The following is a 15,882-nucleotide window of genomic DNA, read 5'->3' on the forward strand; positions in this document are numbered from 1 at the left end:
GACCGTCAGAGCCGGGGTCACGTCGTCAGCGCTGCAGGGTCAGCAGCCCTGGACGGTAGGGCAGGAGGCCGTAGTCGCCACCGGAGTTGGGGCTGCGGCCCTGGTAGAGCAGTTGCAGGTTGCAGGGGTCGACGGTGAAGGTCTGGTCGGCGCTCGCCCGGATCAGCTCGCCGTGGCTGATGTCGTTGGTCCAGGTGGCGCCGCTGTTGGCCTTGCCGGCGAACGGGTTGCCCTCGCTCGCGGCCTGCGGCGTCCACGAACCGTTCAGGCTGGTCGCCGTGAACGAGCGGAAGTAGCGGCCCTGCGAGCCGATCGCCTCGACGAGCATCAGGTACTTGTTCTGGCCCTGAAGCTTGTAGACCTGAACGCCTTCGAACAGGTTGTTCGTCGAGTCGCTCATGATCACCGTCGAGGACGAGCCGAAGTTGCCGGGGAAGTTCCCGATCGGCATGCTCGCCCGGTAGATCCTGCCGTTGTCGCCGGCGAAGAACAGGTACATGTTCGTGCCGTCACCGATGAGCGTCTGGTCGATGGGGCCGGTGCCGGAGCCGGAGATGCTGCCGGTGAACAGCGGCTGCTCCGCCGACCAGCCGTTGGGGTTGGCCGGGTCGGTCGAGGTCCGGTAGGAGAACGGCGTGCTGCCCCACTGGTAGGCGAGCACCCAGACGTTCCTCGGGGCGAAGTAGAACAGGGTGGGCGCGACGGTGCTGGAGGACATGGCGTTCTGGCTGGCCGAGGCCATCTCCGACCAGTTGCTGAACGGGCTGAAGTTCATCGAGCCCCAGCGCGTGCCGGTGTCGTGTGTCGTCGCGTAGACCAGGTGCCTGCCGTTGTAGGGGGCGACGGTGAAGTCCTTGAGCGAGACCCAGCCCGACCTCGGCGTCGCCAGCGCTCCCGTCGAGGTCCAGCGGTAGCTCGACGGAAGGTCGCACTCGCCGGGCTCGCCGGGGTCGCCGCCGTCGTCGACCCGGACGAGCTGCCATTGCTGGTTGGTGCCGCCCCAGTCGTCGTACTGGACGATGTTGGCGCCGTCGGCGGTGGAGGCGCCCTGGACCTCCAGTGCCTTATTGCTGTGGCGGGAGATGAACCGCACGTGGCCGTCGGAGCTGTCGGCCAGGCGCCACTGCTGGTTGTTGCCGTTGTGGTCGCTCCACTGGACGATGGCGCCGCCGTTGGCGGTGGAGAAGTTGTAGACGTCGAGGACCTTGCCGGAGTGGCGGGACTTGATGCGGTAGTAGCCGCCGCCGGAGTCGACGAACTGCCACTGCTGCTGGTTGCCGTTGTTACGGGACCACTGGGTGATGCGGGCGCCGTCGTTGGTCGCGAGGTTGTAGACGTCGAGGGCCTTGCCGCTGTTGCGGTTGACCAGGACGTACCACGCGTTGGTGTCGACGGTGGCCGCGCCGGCCGGCTGGGCCTGCAGGCCGACGAGCAGGCTCGCCAGTAAGGTGGCCACCGCCGCGAGGACGGACAGGGATCTGGATTTCGCCATGGGTGGTTGATGCCTTCCTGTGTGTCGATGTGTTGCGTCAGGGGGTGGTGAGATCGAAGCGGCTCACGGTGACCGCGCCGCCGAGGGACCGGGTTGCGTAGTTGAAGATCCCGAAGCGGTAACCCATGAAGAACTGCCAGGCGTTGTTCAACGTGAAGGCCGGGCCGAGGCTGACGAAGGTGCTGCCGTCGGTGCTGTAGGAGAAGCGGGCCTGCCTGCCCGAACCGGGCCGGACGTCCGCGTTGACCCGCAACCAGATCCGGCCGCCCGAGACGTTCGCGCTCGCCGCCTCGGTCCCGGTGCCGGTGGTCTGCCACGAGCTGTTCATGGTCAGCCCGTTCGTCATCACGACCCGGTTGACGCCGTTGTCGCGTTTGACGCCGATCCAGGCCGACTGGTCGCGCAGCATGGCAAGCCCGGCGCGGTCGCCGTCGGCCATCTGCGAGTAGTCGAGCTCGATCGTCGCCGTCGATGACGGGCCCTGGATGCGGTGGGTCAGGGTGTTACGGGCGTTGTAGAGGTCGTTCGTCACGGTCGCGGTCTGCAGGCGCAGGCCGTCGCCGGTGGAGAAGCGGCTCGTGTCGGGGTTGTGGTTCCACTCCCAGCGGTGCCCGAGGCTGCCCGAGGCGAAGGTGTCGGGGCCGATCATGGAGGCCACGGTCCGGCTGGTCTGGATGTCCGGCTTCGGGTAGGTGACACCCCAGCCGCCGTTGACGGTCTGCACGGTCGGCCAGTCGTTGGTCCAGGTGATCGGCGCGAGTGCGGGGACGCGGCCCCCCGGGTAGGCGTCGACGAACGACATGTAGTACCAGGCGCCGTTCTGGGTCTGGACGAGCCCGCCCTGGTGCGGCACGCCGCCTCCGGAGATGGGGCCGGGCATGTCGAGCAGGACCTGCCGCATCTCGTACGGGCCCCACGGCGAGGTGGAGCGGAGCACGTACTGGCCGTTGGCGGGGCGGGTCAGCCAGATGTAGTAGTAGCCGCCCCGCTTGTAGAAGCGGGCGCCCTCCAGCGTGCCGACGCTGCTCGGAGTCTGGAACACCTGCTGGGCGCGCACCTGGCTGAGCCCGTCGGCCGAGAGCTGGGCGACGCTGATGGTGCCGTTGCCGTAGGCGACGTACATCGTGTCGTCGCTGTCGACCAGCAGGCCCGCGTCGTAGTAGCAGTTGTTGATCTGCGAGCGCTTGGTCCACGTGCCGTCCACGGCGGAGGCGGTGTAGACGTAGGTCCTGTTGAACTCGACGCAGCCGATCCAGTAGTAGGTGCTGTTGCTGGGCCGGTAGTTGAGCGTCGAGGCCCAGATGCCCTTCACGTACGCCCGGCCGCCGTTGAGGTCGTAGGCGCCCGAGCCGAAGTCGAGCCTCGGCACCGAATGGCCGGCGTACTCCCAGTCGACCAGGTTGTAGGAGCGCAGGATCGGCGCGCCCGGCGAGTAGTGCATCGTCGAGGCCGAGTAGTAGTAGGCGTCGCCGACCCGGATGATGTCGCCGTCGGCGAAGTCCTGCCAGACGACCGGGTTGGTGTAGGTGCTGCCGGGATCAGGGTCGCCGCCGTCGTCGACCCGGACGAGCTGCCATTGCTGGTTGGCGCCGCCCCAGTCGTCGTACTGGACGATGTTGGCGCCGTCGGCGGTGGAGGCGTTCTGCACTTCGAGGGCCTTGTTGCTGTGGCGGGAGATGAACCGCACGTGGCCGTCGGAGCTGTCGGCCAGGCGCCACTGCTGGTTGTTGCCGTTGTGGTCGCTCCACTGGACGATGGCGCCGCCGTTGGCGGTGGAGAAGTTGTAGACGTCGAGGACCTTGCCGGAGTGGCGGGACTTGATGCGGTAGTAGCCGCCGCCGGAGTCGACGAACTGCCACTGCTGCTGGTTGCCGTTGTTACGGGACCACTGGGTGATGCGGGCGCCGTCGTTGGTGGCGAGGTTGTAGACGTCGAGGGCCTTGCCGCTGTTGCGGTTGACCAGGACGTACCACGCGTTGGTGTCGACCGTCGCCGCTGACGCCTGGGGTGTGAGGAGCACGCCCACGAGAAGCAGCGACGAGAGGACCGCGAGGACGCGTCTCACAGGAACCTCCAGAGGTTGGTGTTCGAGCCGTTGTCGTCGGCGAGCACGACCTGCGCGCCCTGGGAGGTGCCGGCGAGGCCGAGCACCCGGCCGCCGTTGGCGCACTGGATCCGGAAGGCGGCTGCCGACCCGTGGCGCAGCCGCCAGCGATGGTCGGCGGTGCCGCTGTCGGCCCACTGCAGGACACGCGACCCCGAGGCGGTGCCCATGTTCTCCACACCCAGCACCTTCTGGCTGCCCGAGTTGCGCAGCCGCAGGTAGCCGCCGGTGTCGACGATCGCCGTCCACAGGTGGTCGGCGGTGCCGGTGTCGCCCCACTGGATGACGAGCGCGCCGTCGGCCATGGACATGCCGGTGACGCCGAGCACCATCCCGGTGCCCACGTTCTGCACGCGCCGCGCGCCGTTGGGCACGAACCGCCACTGGTTGTCCGCGCTCCCGTCGTCGGAGTCCTGGACCGCCTGGGCGCCGTTGGCGGTCGATCCGTTCTGGATGCCGAGCAGCTTGGAGCTGTGGACGTTGCGGATCTTGACGGAGCCGTCGCCGACGTCCGAGATCGTCCAGCGGTGGTCGGCGGTGCCGGTGTCACCCCACTGGAGCACCCGGGCGTTGTCGGCGGTGGACATGTTCTCGACGCCGAGCACCTTGTCGCTGTGCGCGTTGCGCAATCGCAGGGCGTTGCCGTCGACGACCGGAACCCAGTCGTGGTCGGCGGTGCCGTTGTCCGTCCACTGGAGGGCCAGGCCGCCGTCGGCGGTGGACATGTCCTGGATGCCGAGGGCCAGCCCGCTGGCCGCGTTGAGCAGCCGGAAGGTGGCCTCGCCGGTGTCGCCCTGACCACCGGTGTTCCAGTAGACGACGTAGTTGTGGTCATGGGCGTCGTAGAACGGCCCCAGCCGCACCGGCGCCCCATCGGCGGTGGCCGTGAAGGCCAGGGACGAGGTGCTGGTCCGGCTGATCGACGAGGGGGTCAGGGCGGGAGCCGCCGACAGGCTGCTGTTGCCGTAGTCGCCTGACAACACGACCGGGCCGTAGGTGACGGCCTGCATGTTCGGATCGTCGTTGGCGGCCTTCATGACCACGCGCATGGGCAGCCGCACGGTCACGGTGTCGCCCGGCGTCCACGATCGGGTGAGATCGGCGTACGCGCCGGGGGCGACGGAGATGTCCTGCTGCACGCCGTTGACGCTGATGGTGGCGCCCTGGGTCCAGGCCGGGATGCGGATGCGCATCGTCCACGATCCGCCCGCGTCACCGGTGACCCGCAGCGACGTGGTGTCGCTGACCGGATAGGAGGTGGTCTGCGTGACCGTGATGCCGCGTTGGCTCCAGTCGAGCGTGGAGGGGGCGAACAGGTTCACGAACAGCGTGCTGCCGTTGTGGAAGTAGATCGAGTCCATCAGCTTGGTGTTGGTCTCGATCCCGGTGCCCTGGCAGCACCAGAAGGAGTTGTAGTCCGTGCTCCACGTGCCGCCGCCCCAGGCCGGGCCGACGCCGCGGCGTCCGCCCGGGTTGAGCGGAGTGAAATAGGTGACGTGGCCGCGTGCGTCAGCCGGATCCTGCTGCCCGATCAGGTGGTTGAGCAGGGCGTTCTCGTAATAGTCGAAGTAGTCGGCCCGGGTCGGCGACAGCAGCCACAACTCCCGGGTCAGCTTGAGCATGTTGTAGGTGTTGCACGCCTCGCCGGTGTCCCTGGTCAGGTGGGCGGCGATCGCGTCGGGGGCGCGGAAGTGCTCGGCCTGGCTGTTGGCGCCGTTCGCGTACGTGTGCGCGCTGACAGTGATGGACCAGGCGTTGGCGGCGATGTCGCGGTAACGGGTGGAGCCCGTCGCCTTGTACTCCCGGGCCGCCCCGATCCACTTGGGCACCTGGGTGTTGGCGTGCAACCCGTTGAGCCGGTCCTGGTTCGCGGCCAGCGGGTTGAACACGGCCGCGTGGTCGAACCGCTGGGCCGTGGCCAGCCAGCGGGAGTCGCCGGTCATCTGGTACACGTCCGTCAGCACGGCGTTCATGCCGCCGAACTCGGTGCCGAGCATGGCCTGCATCTGGCTCGAGCTCAGCCGCGACGTGCGGGTGTCCACCCAGCCGGCCAGGCTCAGCAGCACGGTCCTGGCCTGGGTGTCGCCGATCAGGCGCCACACGTCCAGCAGCCCGGCCAGGGTCTTGTGGATGCAGTAGTAGGGCACGTTGCCGTTGGTCAGGTTGCGGTTCTCCACGGCGGTGATGTCGGACTCGGGGAAGCCGGACAGGTAGCCGCTGGTGAACCCGGCGGCGCCGTTGTTGGCCTGGCATCTGGCCAGTTCGGCGACCATGTGCTCGGCCTTGTCCCGGCAGGTGGTGTCGCCGAGCACGGCGTAGGCCTGCGCCCACGCCGTCAGGAAATGGCCCTGCATGTGGGACCGGAACGGGAAGCTGGGCGCGTCCCAGCCCCCGTTGGCCGTCGCGCCGTTGGTGGACAGGCGGTGGTTGGCCCGGAAGACGTACAGCAGCCGGTCGACATCGACGAAGCGCAGGTAGTTCAGGGTGCGGTTCTGGTTGTCCAGCAGGCGGCCCGAGGTCAGCCGGACCTGGCCGAGGTCGAACGCGTAGGCCGAGACGCCGATGTCGGATCTGGCCCATGGGAGTGCGGCCAGGGCGGGGGAGGCGCCGGCTACCTGGCCGGCGACCGAGAGCGCGGTGGTCGCGCCTGCGGCCTGTAAGAGCTGACGGCGGCTCAAGGACATGGGGCTCCTTGGAGGTGGGGGGTGGCCGGCCGCCGCCGGCCACGTTTGTTAGCGTTAACATCCCTTCGCGGCAGGCGGTGGACGGATCGTTGAGCACGTTGTCGCGGAGTACAGCCGACGGTCCGGCACGGCGTCAACGAGGGATGTGCCTCGCCGGCCTGGGCGATGCCATGAAGCCCCTTCCCGCCTGCGGTTTCGCGCTCCACGTGCCGGTGAAAGTTTCACCGGCTCCACCGGCTGTCGCCACGGTAAGTTGCGGCGAACTCCGGTTAACTTGCCGCCTCGGGATGCTGAACGTTGTCGAGCCGCACCCGCCGCTTCGGCCGGGTGCGGCTCAGCCTTCCCCGGCCTCCCCACCGGGGCTGAAGAAGGGTCGCACCAGTGGTGCGGTCAGCAGATGGAGCCGGCCTGGGTCAGCAGGCGCCTGGGCGACGGGCTGGTGCGGCTCACGCGCTGCCCGCGTTGTAGGTCCACTTCTGGTTGCTGCTGCCTGAGCAACTGGACAACTGCAACTGCGCGCCGTTGCCGGAGCCGTTGGCGTTCAGGCACAACCCGGACTGCACGCCCACGATCGTGCCGTCGGAGTTGACGCGCCACTTCTGGTTGTCGCCGCCCCAGCAGGAGTAGATCTGGATCCTGGCGCCGCTGCCCGAGCCGCCCGCGTCCAGGCACTTGCCGCCGGACGTCAACTCTCCGGACGAGGTCTGCGTCCACTGCTGGTTGCTCTGGCCGTGGCAGTCCCACAGTTGCACCGAGGTGCCGTCGGTGGTGCTGCCGTTGGGCACGTCCACGCAGCGCCCGGAGGCCGTGCCCCGGATCTGCCCCTCGTCGCCCCCGCCGGGAGGCGGTGTCGTGTCGCCGCCGTTGAGCGCGTTGAGCACCGCGGTGTAGGCGGCCTTCTTGTTGCCGTTGCCGTCGAAGAGCAGCGCGGAGGCGCTGGCGCCCAGCCAGGAGTCGCTGTCGCGAACCCCCCAGACCGAGATGCCGGTACAACGCGGCACCGCCAGGCAGTCGTTGACGACGTTGGCGTACGTGGTGGCCGAGCCGCCCTGGATGTCCAGCTCGGTGATCTGCACGTCGACCCCCAGCGCCGCGAAGCTCTGGATGGTCGTGCGGTAGTTGCTGTTGTACGGGCTGTTGCTGTTGAAGTGCGACTGCAGGCCGACGCAGTCGATCGGCACGCCGCGTGACTTGAAGTCGCGGACCATGTTGTAGACGCCCTGCGTCTTGGCCCAGTTCCAGTTGTCGATGTTGTAGTCGTTGTAGCACAGCTTGGCGCTCGGGTCGGCGGCGCGCGCGGTGCGGAAGGCCACCTCGATCCAGTCGTTGCCGGTGCGCTGGAGGTTGGAGTCACGCCGCCCGCCGGAGTTGCCGTCGGCGTAGGCCTCGTTGACCACGTCCCAGGCGTAGATCTTGCCCTTGTAGTGGTTCATGACGCCGTTGATGTGGTCGATCATCGCCTGGCGCAGCGAGCCGCCCTCCATCTGCCGCATCCAGTTCGGCTGCTGGTTGTGCCAGGCCAGGGTGTGCCCGCGCACCCGCTTGCCGTTCTGCACGGCCCAGTTGTAGACGCGGTCGCCCTGGCTGAAGTTGAACTGGCCCCGGTTGGGCTCGGTGGCGTCGATCTTCATCTCGTTCTCGGCCGTCACCATGTCGAACTCGCGGCCGGCGATCGAGGTGTACTGGGAGTCGCCGAGCTTGCCCGAGGCGATGGCGGTGCCGAAGTAGCGGCCGCTCTGCGCTGCCGCCGCGCCGAGCGTGCTCTCCGCCGCGCTGGCGGGAATCGCCGTCGTCAGGGCTGTGACCAGGCCGATCGCGCCGAGTGCGCCGGTGATCAGTGCCCGGCGGCGCGCGCCGGGCGACCGTCGGGCGGGGGGTGGGGACATGGCGTTGACACGCATGCTTGAGCCTCCATAAGCGAACCATGGGGAAGGATCCCCCGGGACCCGCGCCGCGCCCCGGTGGGGACGCACACCACAGGCGTCGGGACGGCGTCCCCCTGCTCAGCGCCACTGACCTGGTCAGGGAGATCACCTTGGGCACTCAGTGTGGGAAGCGCACCGAAAATTGTCAAGAATCTAGTGAAATGTTTCGGAGCATCTGCCTCGTCAGTGCCGGTCGTCCTGGCTCGACGCGTGGCGCGCGGCCTCGATGCTTTCGGCCGGACGCGCCTGGGTGGGGCTCGGCTGAAAGTTTCATGGCGACGCTCTCGCTGCTGGGCGGCGCTCGGGCCCGATCGACCGAGGTGAGTGCGCTGGAGCGTTGCGTCCGCCGACCAACTGCACGTTAAGACGCTCTTGACAGTAGCTTTCCGTCTCGTATTTGCTCCGTTGCGCCACCACATCCCACGGCCCTGGAGGGAGCTCGACCGGACAACGGTTTGTTAGCGCTAACAGCGAAGAGGCGTACCCATGACCTGACCGCCGCGCCTCGCACAAATGCCCGCCCGACTTCGGAAGGTGACCATGAAAGTCGCATCCCCCCTTCGGTTCGGCGTCATGGCGAGGCGCTGCGCGATGGTGATCGTGGCGCTGCTCTGCGTCGTGGCGGCGATCCCGGGCACGGCCAGGGCGGACAACCCGATCGTCCAGACGATCTACACCGCCGACCCCGCTCCGCTGGTGCACAACGGCCGCGTCTACCTCTACACGGGACACGACGAGGACGGCTCGACGTGGTTCACCATGAAGGAGTGGCGGGTCTGGTCGTCCGCGGACATGGTGAACTGGACCGACCACGGCTCGCCGATGAGCGTGGCCACCTTCAGCTGGGCGAGCGCGGACGCGTGGGCGGGCCAGGCCGTATACAGAAACGGCAAGTTCTACTGGTACGTCCCCGTGAAGGACCGGGCGAGCGGCCAGATGGCCATCGGCGTCGGGGTCTCCACCAGCCCCACCGGGCCCTTCACGGATGCCCTAGGCCGCCCCCTCGTCAGGAACGGCGAGATCGACCCCAGCGTCTTCATCGACGACGACGGGCAGGCCTACCTGTACTGGGGCAACCCCAACCTCTGGTACGTCAAGCTCAACGCCGACATGATCTCGTACTCCGGCAGCCCCACCCAGATCCCGCTCACCACCGCGGGCTTCGGCACCCGCACCGGCGACAGCAACCGTCCCACCCTGTACGAAGAGGGCCCCTGGGTCTACAAGCGCAACGGCCTCTACTACAACGTCTTCGCAGCGAGATGTTGCTCGGAGTTCGTCGCCTATTCGACGGCGCCCGGCCCCACCGGCCCGTGGACCTACCGCGGGACCGTCATGCCCACCCAGGGCAGCAGCTTCACCAACCACCCCGGCGTCATCGACTTCAAGGGCGGATCGTACTTCTTCTACCACAACGGCGCCCTGCCGGGCGGTGGCGGCTTCACCCGCTCGGTGGCCGTCGAGAAGTTCACCTACAACGCCGACGGAAGCATCCCCACGATCTCCATGACCACGGCCGGAGCTCCCCAGGTGGGCACGGTGAACCCCTACGCCCGCCAGGAGGCCGAGACGATCGCCTGGGCGTCCGGCGTGGAGACCGAACCCGCCGGCGAGGGCGGCATGAACGTCGGGTGGATCGAGAACGGGGACCACATCAAGGTCAAGGGCGTAGCCTTCGGCTCCGGCGCGACGTCCTTCAGCGCGCGGGTGGCATCGGCGACCAGCGGTGGCCGCATGGAGCTCCGCCTGGACGGCGCCAACGGCACGCTGGTGGGGACGTGCACCGTCCCGGGCACCGGCGGCTGGCAGGCGTGGACGACGGTCACCTGCCCGGTGAACGGCGCGACGGGCACCCGCGACCTGTACTTCAGGTACACCGGCGGCAGCGGCTACCTGTTCAACGTCAACTGGTGGCAGTTCACCGGCGGCTCCTCCGGCAACGACGCCTCGCCCCAGTAGCACCGAGCCTGCCGATGCTCCCGCCATGGCTCCTCCATCCACACGCATCGCCATCCGGACCAAGAACGGAGTGACGTGATGTCAGGACGCGGCTCCCTTTTCACCACCATCGCGGTCGCCGCCGCGGCGCTTCTCGTACTGGCGACGGGCGGCGCGGCGATGAGCAGCGACGCCGGCACAGCCGCGGCGCCCGCAGGCGCCCTCGCGACGACCGACGGATGCGGCAAGACCCCGACGCTGAGCAGCGGCACGCACTCGATCCAGACCAGCGGCAGGAACCGCTCGTTCATCCTCCGGCTGCCCGACGGCTACGACAACGCCACCCCCTACCGGTTGATCTTCGGCTTCCACTGGCTGGGCGGCACCGCCGCCGACGTCGACTCCGGCGGAGCCAGCGGATACCCCTGGTCCTTCTACGGCCTCAGGCAGCTGTCGGGCAACGGTGCGATCTTCGTCGCGCCCCAGGGCTTCAACAACGGCTGGGCGAACAACAACGGTGAGGACGTCACCTTCGTCGACGACCTGATCCGGCTCATCGAGGGGGACCTCTGCGTCGACACCTCGCAGCGCTTCGCGACCGGTTTCAGCTACGGCGGGGGCATGAGCTTCTCTCTCGCGTGCTCGCGGCCGGAGGTCTTCCGGGCGGTCGCGGTCTTCTCCGGCGCGCAGCTCAGCGGGTGCAGCGGCGGAACCCAGCCCGTCGCGTACATGGGGTTGCACGGCCTCGGAGACACCGTGCTCGGCATCGCGCAGGGACGGGCGCTGCGCGACAGGTTCGTCCGGAACAACGGCTGTACCGCGCAGAACCCGCCCGAGCCGAGTTCGGGCAGCCGCGGCCACATCGTCACCGCCTACTCCGGGTGCCGGGCCGGTTATCCGGTCGTCTGGGCCGCGTTCGACAACGGCCACACCCCCGCCCCGGTGGACGGCACCTACACCGACAACGGCGTCACGACCTGGACCAAGGCGGAGGTGTGGAAATTCTTCTCCCAGTTCGGGAGCTCCTCGTCGCCGACCCCCGCACCCGGTGGATGCACGGCCACGATGGAGACCGTCAACTCCTGGGGCGGCGGCTTCCAGTCCACCGTGACCGTCCGCGCCGGCGGCAGCGCCGTCAACGGCTGGACGGTCGGCTGGACCTGGCCGGGCGGGCAGACGATCAGCAGCCTGTGGAACGGCGTCCGCTCCGGCTCAGGAACCGGCGTGACCGTACGCAACGAGGCCTACAACGGGTCGATCGCCCCCAACGGCACCACCACGTTCGGCTTCACCGCGGGCGGCTCCCCGGCCACGCCCGCCCTTTCCTGCGACGCCTCCTGACCCGGCGCCGCGGGCACGCAGGTCAACCGGCCGACGGAGCCAGGCTCCGTCGGCCGGTCCCGCGACCGGCCCTCGGCCGCCGCCTCGCGCGCCCGTGACGTGGACGAATGGCGCGCGTTGACGTCGCGGCCCGGTCGTGCGGGGTCAGGGGCCGGAGGGCGGGCCGGCGCCGTGATCGGTCCCGGTCAGCAGGCGTCGTCCGGCGTGCTCGGGCCGGACGTTGGGGGTGCCGGCCGCCATGGCGTCGCCGGGCCGGCGGGCGAGCGAGGCGATGGTGTCCTCGTCGATCGTGACGCCCAGTCCAGCGGAGGAGCCGAGGATGAACGCGCCGTCCTCGACGGTCAGATCGAGGGACACCCCGAGCGGTGGCCGCAGGTCCTGCAGCTCGCTGACCAGGTGGTTCGGCACCGACGTCGCGGCGTGCAGCAGCCCGGCCGGAGTGGTGCCGATCGGGCTGACCGGCAGGTCGTGGGCGTGCGCCAGAGCGGATACGCGCAGGAAATGGGTGACTCCCCAGACGGCGGCGGTCTGGACGATGTCGACGGCCCCCGCCGCCAGCAGGGGCCGGTACTGGTCGAGCCCGGTGAGGTTCTCGCCCGTGGCGATCGAGGCGCGGATCCCGCGGCCGACGGTGGCGAGACCTTCGGCGTCCCACCGCCGGACCGGCTCTTCGATCCACACCAGGTCCAGGGTGCGTTCCAGCTCGCAGACGTGCCGGACCGCCTGCTTCCGGGTCCAGGACTCGTTGACGTCGAGCATCAGACCCGGCCGCGATCCGTGCGCGGCCTCGGCCAGGACCTCTCGTACGAGGGCGAGGCGGCGCCGGTCACGTTCGAGGTCGAGGCCGCCCTTGAGCTTGGCCGCCCGCAGTCCGTGCCGGGCGTACTCCTGGTAGAGGGAGGCGAGTTCGTCGTCGGTCTGGCTGATGTCCAGGCCGGAGGCGTAGGCGGGGACCCGCCTGTCGCGACCGCCCAGCAGACGCCAGAGCGGCTCGCCGGCGGCCTGCGCCTTGATGTCCCACAGAGCGGTGTCGAGCGCGCCGATGGTCCCGAACACGGCGCCCGCGTGACCGGCCTTGAACGTCTGCCGCAGCATGCGGTCGTAGAGCGCCGTCACGCCGCGCGGATCCTCTCCCTCGATGGCGGCGAAGAAGGTGTCGAGGTGGGCGTGCGGCCCGAGACCGACGCCGGTGATGCCTTCGTCGGTGTCCACCAGGATGATCGGCACCGGCACGATCCCGTCGGTGTGGACGCCGTTGGCGTCGCCGACGGTGCGGCCCCATTCATGCACTGTCGTCAGCGTCCGATACCCCGAGATGCGCATGTCAGCCCTTCGTGGAACCGGCGGTGACACCGTCGGCGATCTGGCGTTGCAGGAAGAGATAGATCAACAGGACCGGTACCGCGGCGATCAGAACTCCCGAGGCGAATTGGGGGATGTTGTCCGAGTACTGGCCGCGTAACGCGGTGACCCCGACCATGAGGGTGCGATGCTCCGGGGACGGCGTCATCAGCAGGGAGATGAGCACGTCGTTCCAGCAGAACAGAGCGTCGAGGATGCCGACCGACAGCAGGGCCGGAGCGCCGAGCGGGATCATGATGCGCCGGTAGACGCCGTAGGTGGAGTTCCCGTCGATCTTCGCGGCGTGGATGATCTCCACGGGGATGGTCCGGTAGTGGCTGGTCATCAGGAAGACGGTGAAGGGGAGGAACTGCGCGACGTAGGTCAGGATCAGTCCGGGGTAGGTGTCGATGAGGCCCCCGGCCGCCATGACCCGGGTCAGCGGCACCATGATCACCTGGAACGGGACGAACAACGCCGCCAGGCAGCCGAGGAACAACACCGAGGAGCCGCGGAAACGCAACTGGGCCAGTGCGAAGCCGGCCATCGACCCGAAGAGCAGCAGCAGGACGACCGCGGCCGTCACCACGAAGAGCGAGTTGGCGAAGTAGCGCGCCATGCCGACGCTGTTCCACGCCGCGGCGATGTTCTCCAGGTGCGGGGAGCTCGCCGGGGAGAACCGGTCGAAGATGTACTCCCGCCGGGTCTTCATGGCGACGTTGGTGGTGAACACGAGGGGATAGACGGTCGCCAGCGCGAGGAGCGCCATCGGGACGGCGGCCAGCCACCTGCCCAGGCGCCTGCCGCGCATCAGTCCTCCCTCCCCGCCCGGCGCAGCACCGCCACCTGAAGGATTCCGACCACGAGCATGATGAGGAACAACACCGTCGATGCGGCCGAGGCGAGTGCCGGCCGGTTCATCTGTCCCTGCTGGATCCAGACGTAGAACTCCGGCAGGTACGTCGAACCTTCCGGTCCGCCGCTGGTCATCACGTACAGCAGGCCGAACATCGAGGTCAGCATTCCGATCATGGTGGTCACGAAGACGAACTGGATGGTGCGCGACAGGCCCGGGACGATGACGTGCCAGATGGTCTGGGGAAGCGACGCGCCGTCCATGCGGGCGGCGTCCAGGAGCGCGGCGTCCAGAGTGGAGAAGCCGGCGAGGAAGACCACCAGGGCCATCCCGAACGTCGCCCAGACGTGCACGCCGATGACCGTGAACATGGCCAGGTCCGGGTCGCCGAGCCAGTCGACGGGGCCGAGGCCGATCTGTCCCAGGGCGGTGTTCAACGGGCCGTCGAAGCCGAGCATCAGGTTGAAGATCGCACCGACGATCACCGGCGAGAGCACGGCGGGGAAGAAGTAGACGCCGCGGAAGAGCCGATGCCCGGGCACCCGCAGATAGATGAACGTCGCCAGCAGGCCGGGGATCGCCACCGCGACGGGAAGCAGGAGCACCAGCAGTCCGACATTGCCCAGCGCGGTGCGGAACAACGGGTCGTTCAGCAGTTCGGCGTAGTTGTCGAAGCCGACGGCCATCCCGTTGCGCTCGCCGTCTCCGGTGAGGGAGAAGTTGACGCCCAGCACCAGCGGCCACAACCGCAGGGCCACGATGATCAGTACGGCTGGAGCCACCAGGACGAAGGGCGCGAAACGCTCGGCCCGCGCCCCGGGGGGACCTCCGATCGGCACGCGATCAACTCGCCTTGTCCGAGGCGGCCAGTTGCTTCACCGCGTCGTCGACGCTCGCGGACCCGCTCAGAAGCTGCTGGGACAGCCTGCCCATCAGCTCCAGGGTCTTGCTGGACAGCGCGACGTGCAGGGCGGGCTTGCCGGTCTTGATCTGGGGCACGATCGCCGCCACGGCGGGAGCGCCCTGCGACACGTCGATCGTGGTGTCGGAGGTGATCGCGCCGGCGCCGGTGTAGAAGGCGGCCAGAGCGTCGGTCGAGGTCAGCGATCGCACCAGGTCGGCTGCCAGTTCGGGATCCTTGGCCGACTTGGCGACCGCGTAGCCGATGCCGCCGTCGTAGGGAAGGACGGGCGTGGCCTCGCCGGTGACCACCGGGGCCGTCATGACGCCGACCTGACCGGCGCCCAGGAACTCGCCGAAGTCCTTCCAGTGCCCGACATCCGACATCAGCCCGATGATGGTGGCGGCCTTACCGGTGTTGAAGAGGGCGAAGGCGTCGTTGAACAGCGCGGTGGAGTTGGGCCCTTCGTTGTTCAGGCCGTCGTCGTTGACCTTCTTCCACAGCTTGAAGATCTCCTTCACGTGGGGAGAGGTCCAGTCGCGCTTCCCCGCGATCCAGTCGTCGTACTCCTCGGGCGTCAGGATTCCCGGCCCGAGGCCCGACATGAAGAACTGGATCCCGAAGCCTTCCTTGTTGCCGAGGGCGAGGCACCTGGCGCCGGCCGCCTTCTTGATGGCCGCGCAGCCGCTGACGAACTCGTTCCACGTCTTCGGCGGATCCGCGGGGTCCAGCCCGGCCTTCTGGTAGATCGTCTTGTTGTAGTAGATCGGGTGGCCCTGCAACGTCACCGGGGCGGCATAGACCTTGCCGTCCTTGCTGAAGGCGTCCCAGCCGGCCAGTCGCTGCCTGTCGTCGGCCACGTACCGGTCCAGCGGCAGCAGCGTGTCCACCCGGTCGCGGATCTGCCCGCCGCCGTTGAACAGCATGACGTCGGGGCCCTTCCCCGACTGGGTGGCCGCCCCGAGGAGCGTGTAGTACTGGTCGAACGGCTGGGCCACGAACTCGACGGTGACGTCGGGATGTTTCCTGGCGAAATCGGCCTTGGCCTTCTCCAGGTAGGAGGCCACGCCGGGTTCGCCGGATTTCCAGTCCCACACCACGATCGTGCTCGCGGTGTCCCCGGAGGAGGGCTGCGTCGGTGCGGCGCTCCCGCAGCCGGTCACGGCCAGGCCTGTGACGAGGACGGCCGACCAGAGTCTTCGCTGCTTCATGGGTGTTGCCTCTCCAGAACGCGGCCGGCGTCCTCGGCCGTCTGCCACGGAAACGTAACTCGTATGATGTATGACGTCAACAGGGTTGC

The 15,882-nt window shown here is 68.6% G+C and carries 10 protein-coding genes; 2 read left to right on the plus strand and 8 right to left on the minus strand.

The genetic code is table 11. The annotated features are described in order from the left end of the window. Positions 1–25: 25 nt before the first annotated feature. From ABGB14_RS11180 to ABGB14_RS11195, 4 genes are all read right to left on the minus strand, one after another. Entirely contained in the window at positions 26–1,492 is a 1,467-nt protein-coding gene (locus tag ABGB14_RS11180) for a non-reducing end alpha-L-arabinofuranosidase family hydrolase (RefSeq protein ID WP_347643522.1), read from the minus strand. 37 nt (positions 1,493–1,529) lie between these two features. Continuing rightward, positions 1,530–3,557: an RICIN domain-containing protein gene (locus ABGB14_RS11185; RefSeq protein ID WP_347643523.1), complete on the minus strand. Its 2,028-nt coding sequence runs from the start codon at positions 3,555–3,557 to the stop codon at positions 1,530–1,532. Further along, entirely contained in the window at positions 3,554–6,280 is a 2,727-nt protein-coding gene (locus tag ABGB14_RS11190) for a beta-L-arabinofuranosidase domain-containing protein (protein WP_347643524.1), read from the minus strand. The genes ABGB14_RS11185 and ABGB14_RS11190 overlap by 4 nt, the downstream gene beginning before the upstream one ends. Before the next feature lie 446 nt (positions 6,281–6,726). Further along, complete coding sequence (locus ABGB14_RS11195) at positions 6,727–8,181, minus strand: endo-1,4-beta-xylanase (RefSeq protein ID WP_347643525.1); 1,455 nt, start codon at positions 8,179–8,181, stop codon at positions 6,727–6,729. A 564-nt stretch (positions 8,182–8,745) separates the two neighbouring features. On the opposite strand from ABGB14_RS11195, the gene ABGB14_RS11200 reads away from it, so the two are divergent. Both ABGB14_RS11200 and ABGB14_RS11205 read left to right on the plus strand, forming a co-directional pair. Further along, a complete protein-coding gene (locus tag ABGB14_RS11200; protein WP_347643526.1) occupies positions 8,746–10,164 on the plus strand; it encodes a glycoside hydrolase family 43 protein in 1,419 nt (472 codons plus the stop codon). Positions 10,165–10,242: 78 nt separating this feature from the next. Next, complete coding sequence (locus ABGB14_RS11205) at positions 10,243–11,484, plus strand: cellulose binding domain-containing protein (protein WP_347643527.1); 1,242 nt, start codon at positions 10,243–10,245, stop codon at positions 11,482–11,484. A gap of 144 nt (positions 11,485–11,628) precedes the next feature. Here ABGB14_RS11205 and ABGB14_RS11210 read toward each other — a convergent pair whose 3' ends face one another. The 4 genes from ABGB14_RS11210 to ABGB14_RS11225 are packed head-to-tail and all read right to left on the minus strand — an operon-like array spanning position 11,629 to position 15,793. Continuing rightward, a complete protein-coding gene (locus ABGB14_RS11210; protein WP_347643528.1) occupies positions 11,629–12,774 on the minus strand; it encodes a mandelate racemase/muconate lactonizing enzyme family protein in 1,146 nt (381 codons plus the stop codon). A gap of 34 nt (positions 12,775–12,808) precedes the next feature. After that, complete coding sequence (locus ABGB14_RS11215) at positions 12,809–13,636, minus strand: carbohydrate ABC transporter permease (protein WP_347643529.1); 828 nt, start codon at positions 13,634–13,636, stop codon at positions 12,809–12,811. Then, positions 13,636–14,520, minus strand: coding sequence for a sugar ABC transporter permease (locus ABGB14_RS11220; protein WP_347643530.1), 885 nt, complete (start codon positions 14,518–14,520; stop codon positions 13,636–13,638). The genes ABGB14_RS11215 and ABGB14_RS11220 overlap by 1 nt, the downstream gene beginning before the upstream one ends. Before the next feature lie 4 nt (positions 14,521–14,524). Beyond that, positions 14,525–15,793, minus strand: coding sequence for an extracellular solute-binding protein (locus ABGB14_RS11225; RefSeq protein ID WP_347643531.1), 1,269 nt, complete (start codon positions 15,791–15,793; stop codon positions 14,525–14,527). Positions 15,794–15,882: the final 89 nt, after the last annotated feature.

Origin of the sequence: Nonomuraea sp. B10E15 (assembly GCF_039871615.1) — a bacterium.
In the GTDB taxonomy this organism is placed as follows: Bacteria; Actinomycetota; Actinomycetes; order Streptosporangiales; family Streptosporangiaceae; genus Nonomuraea.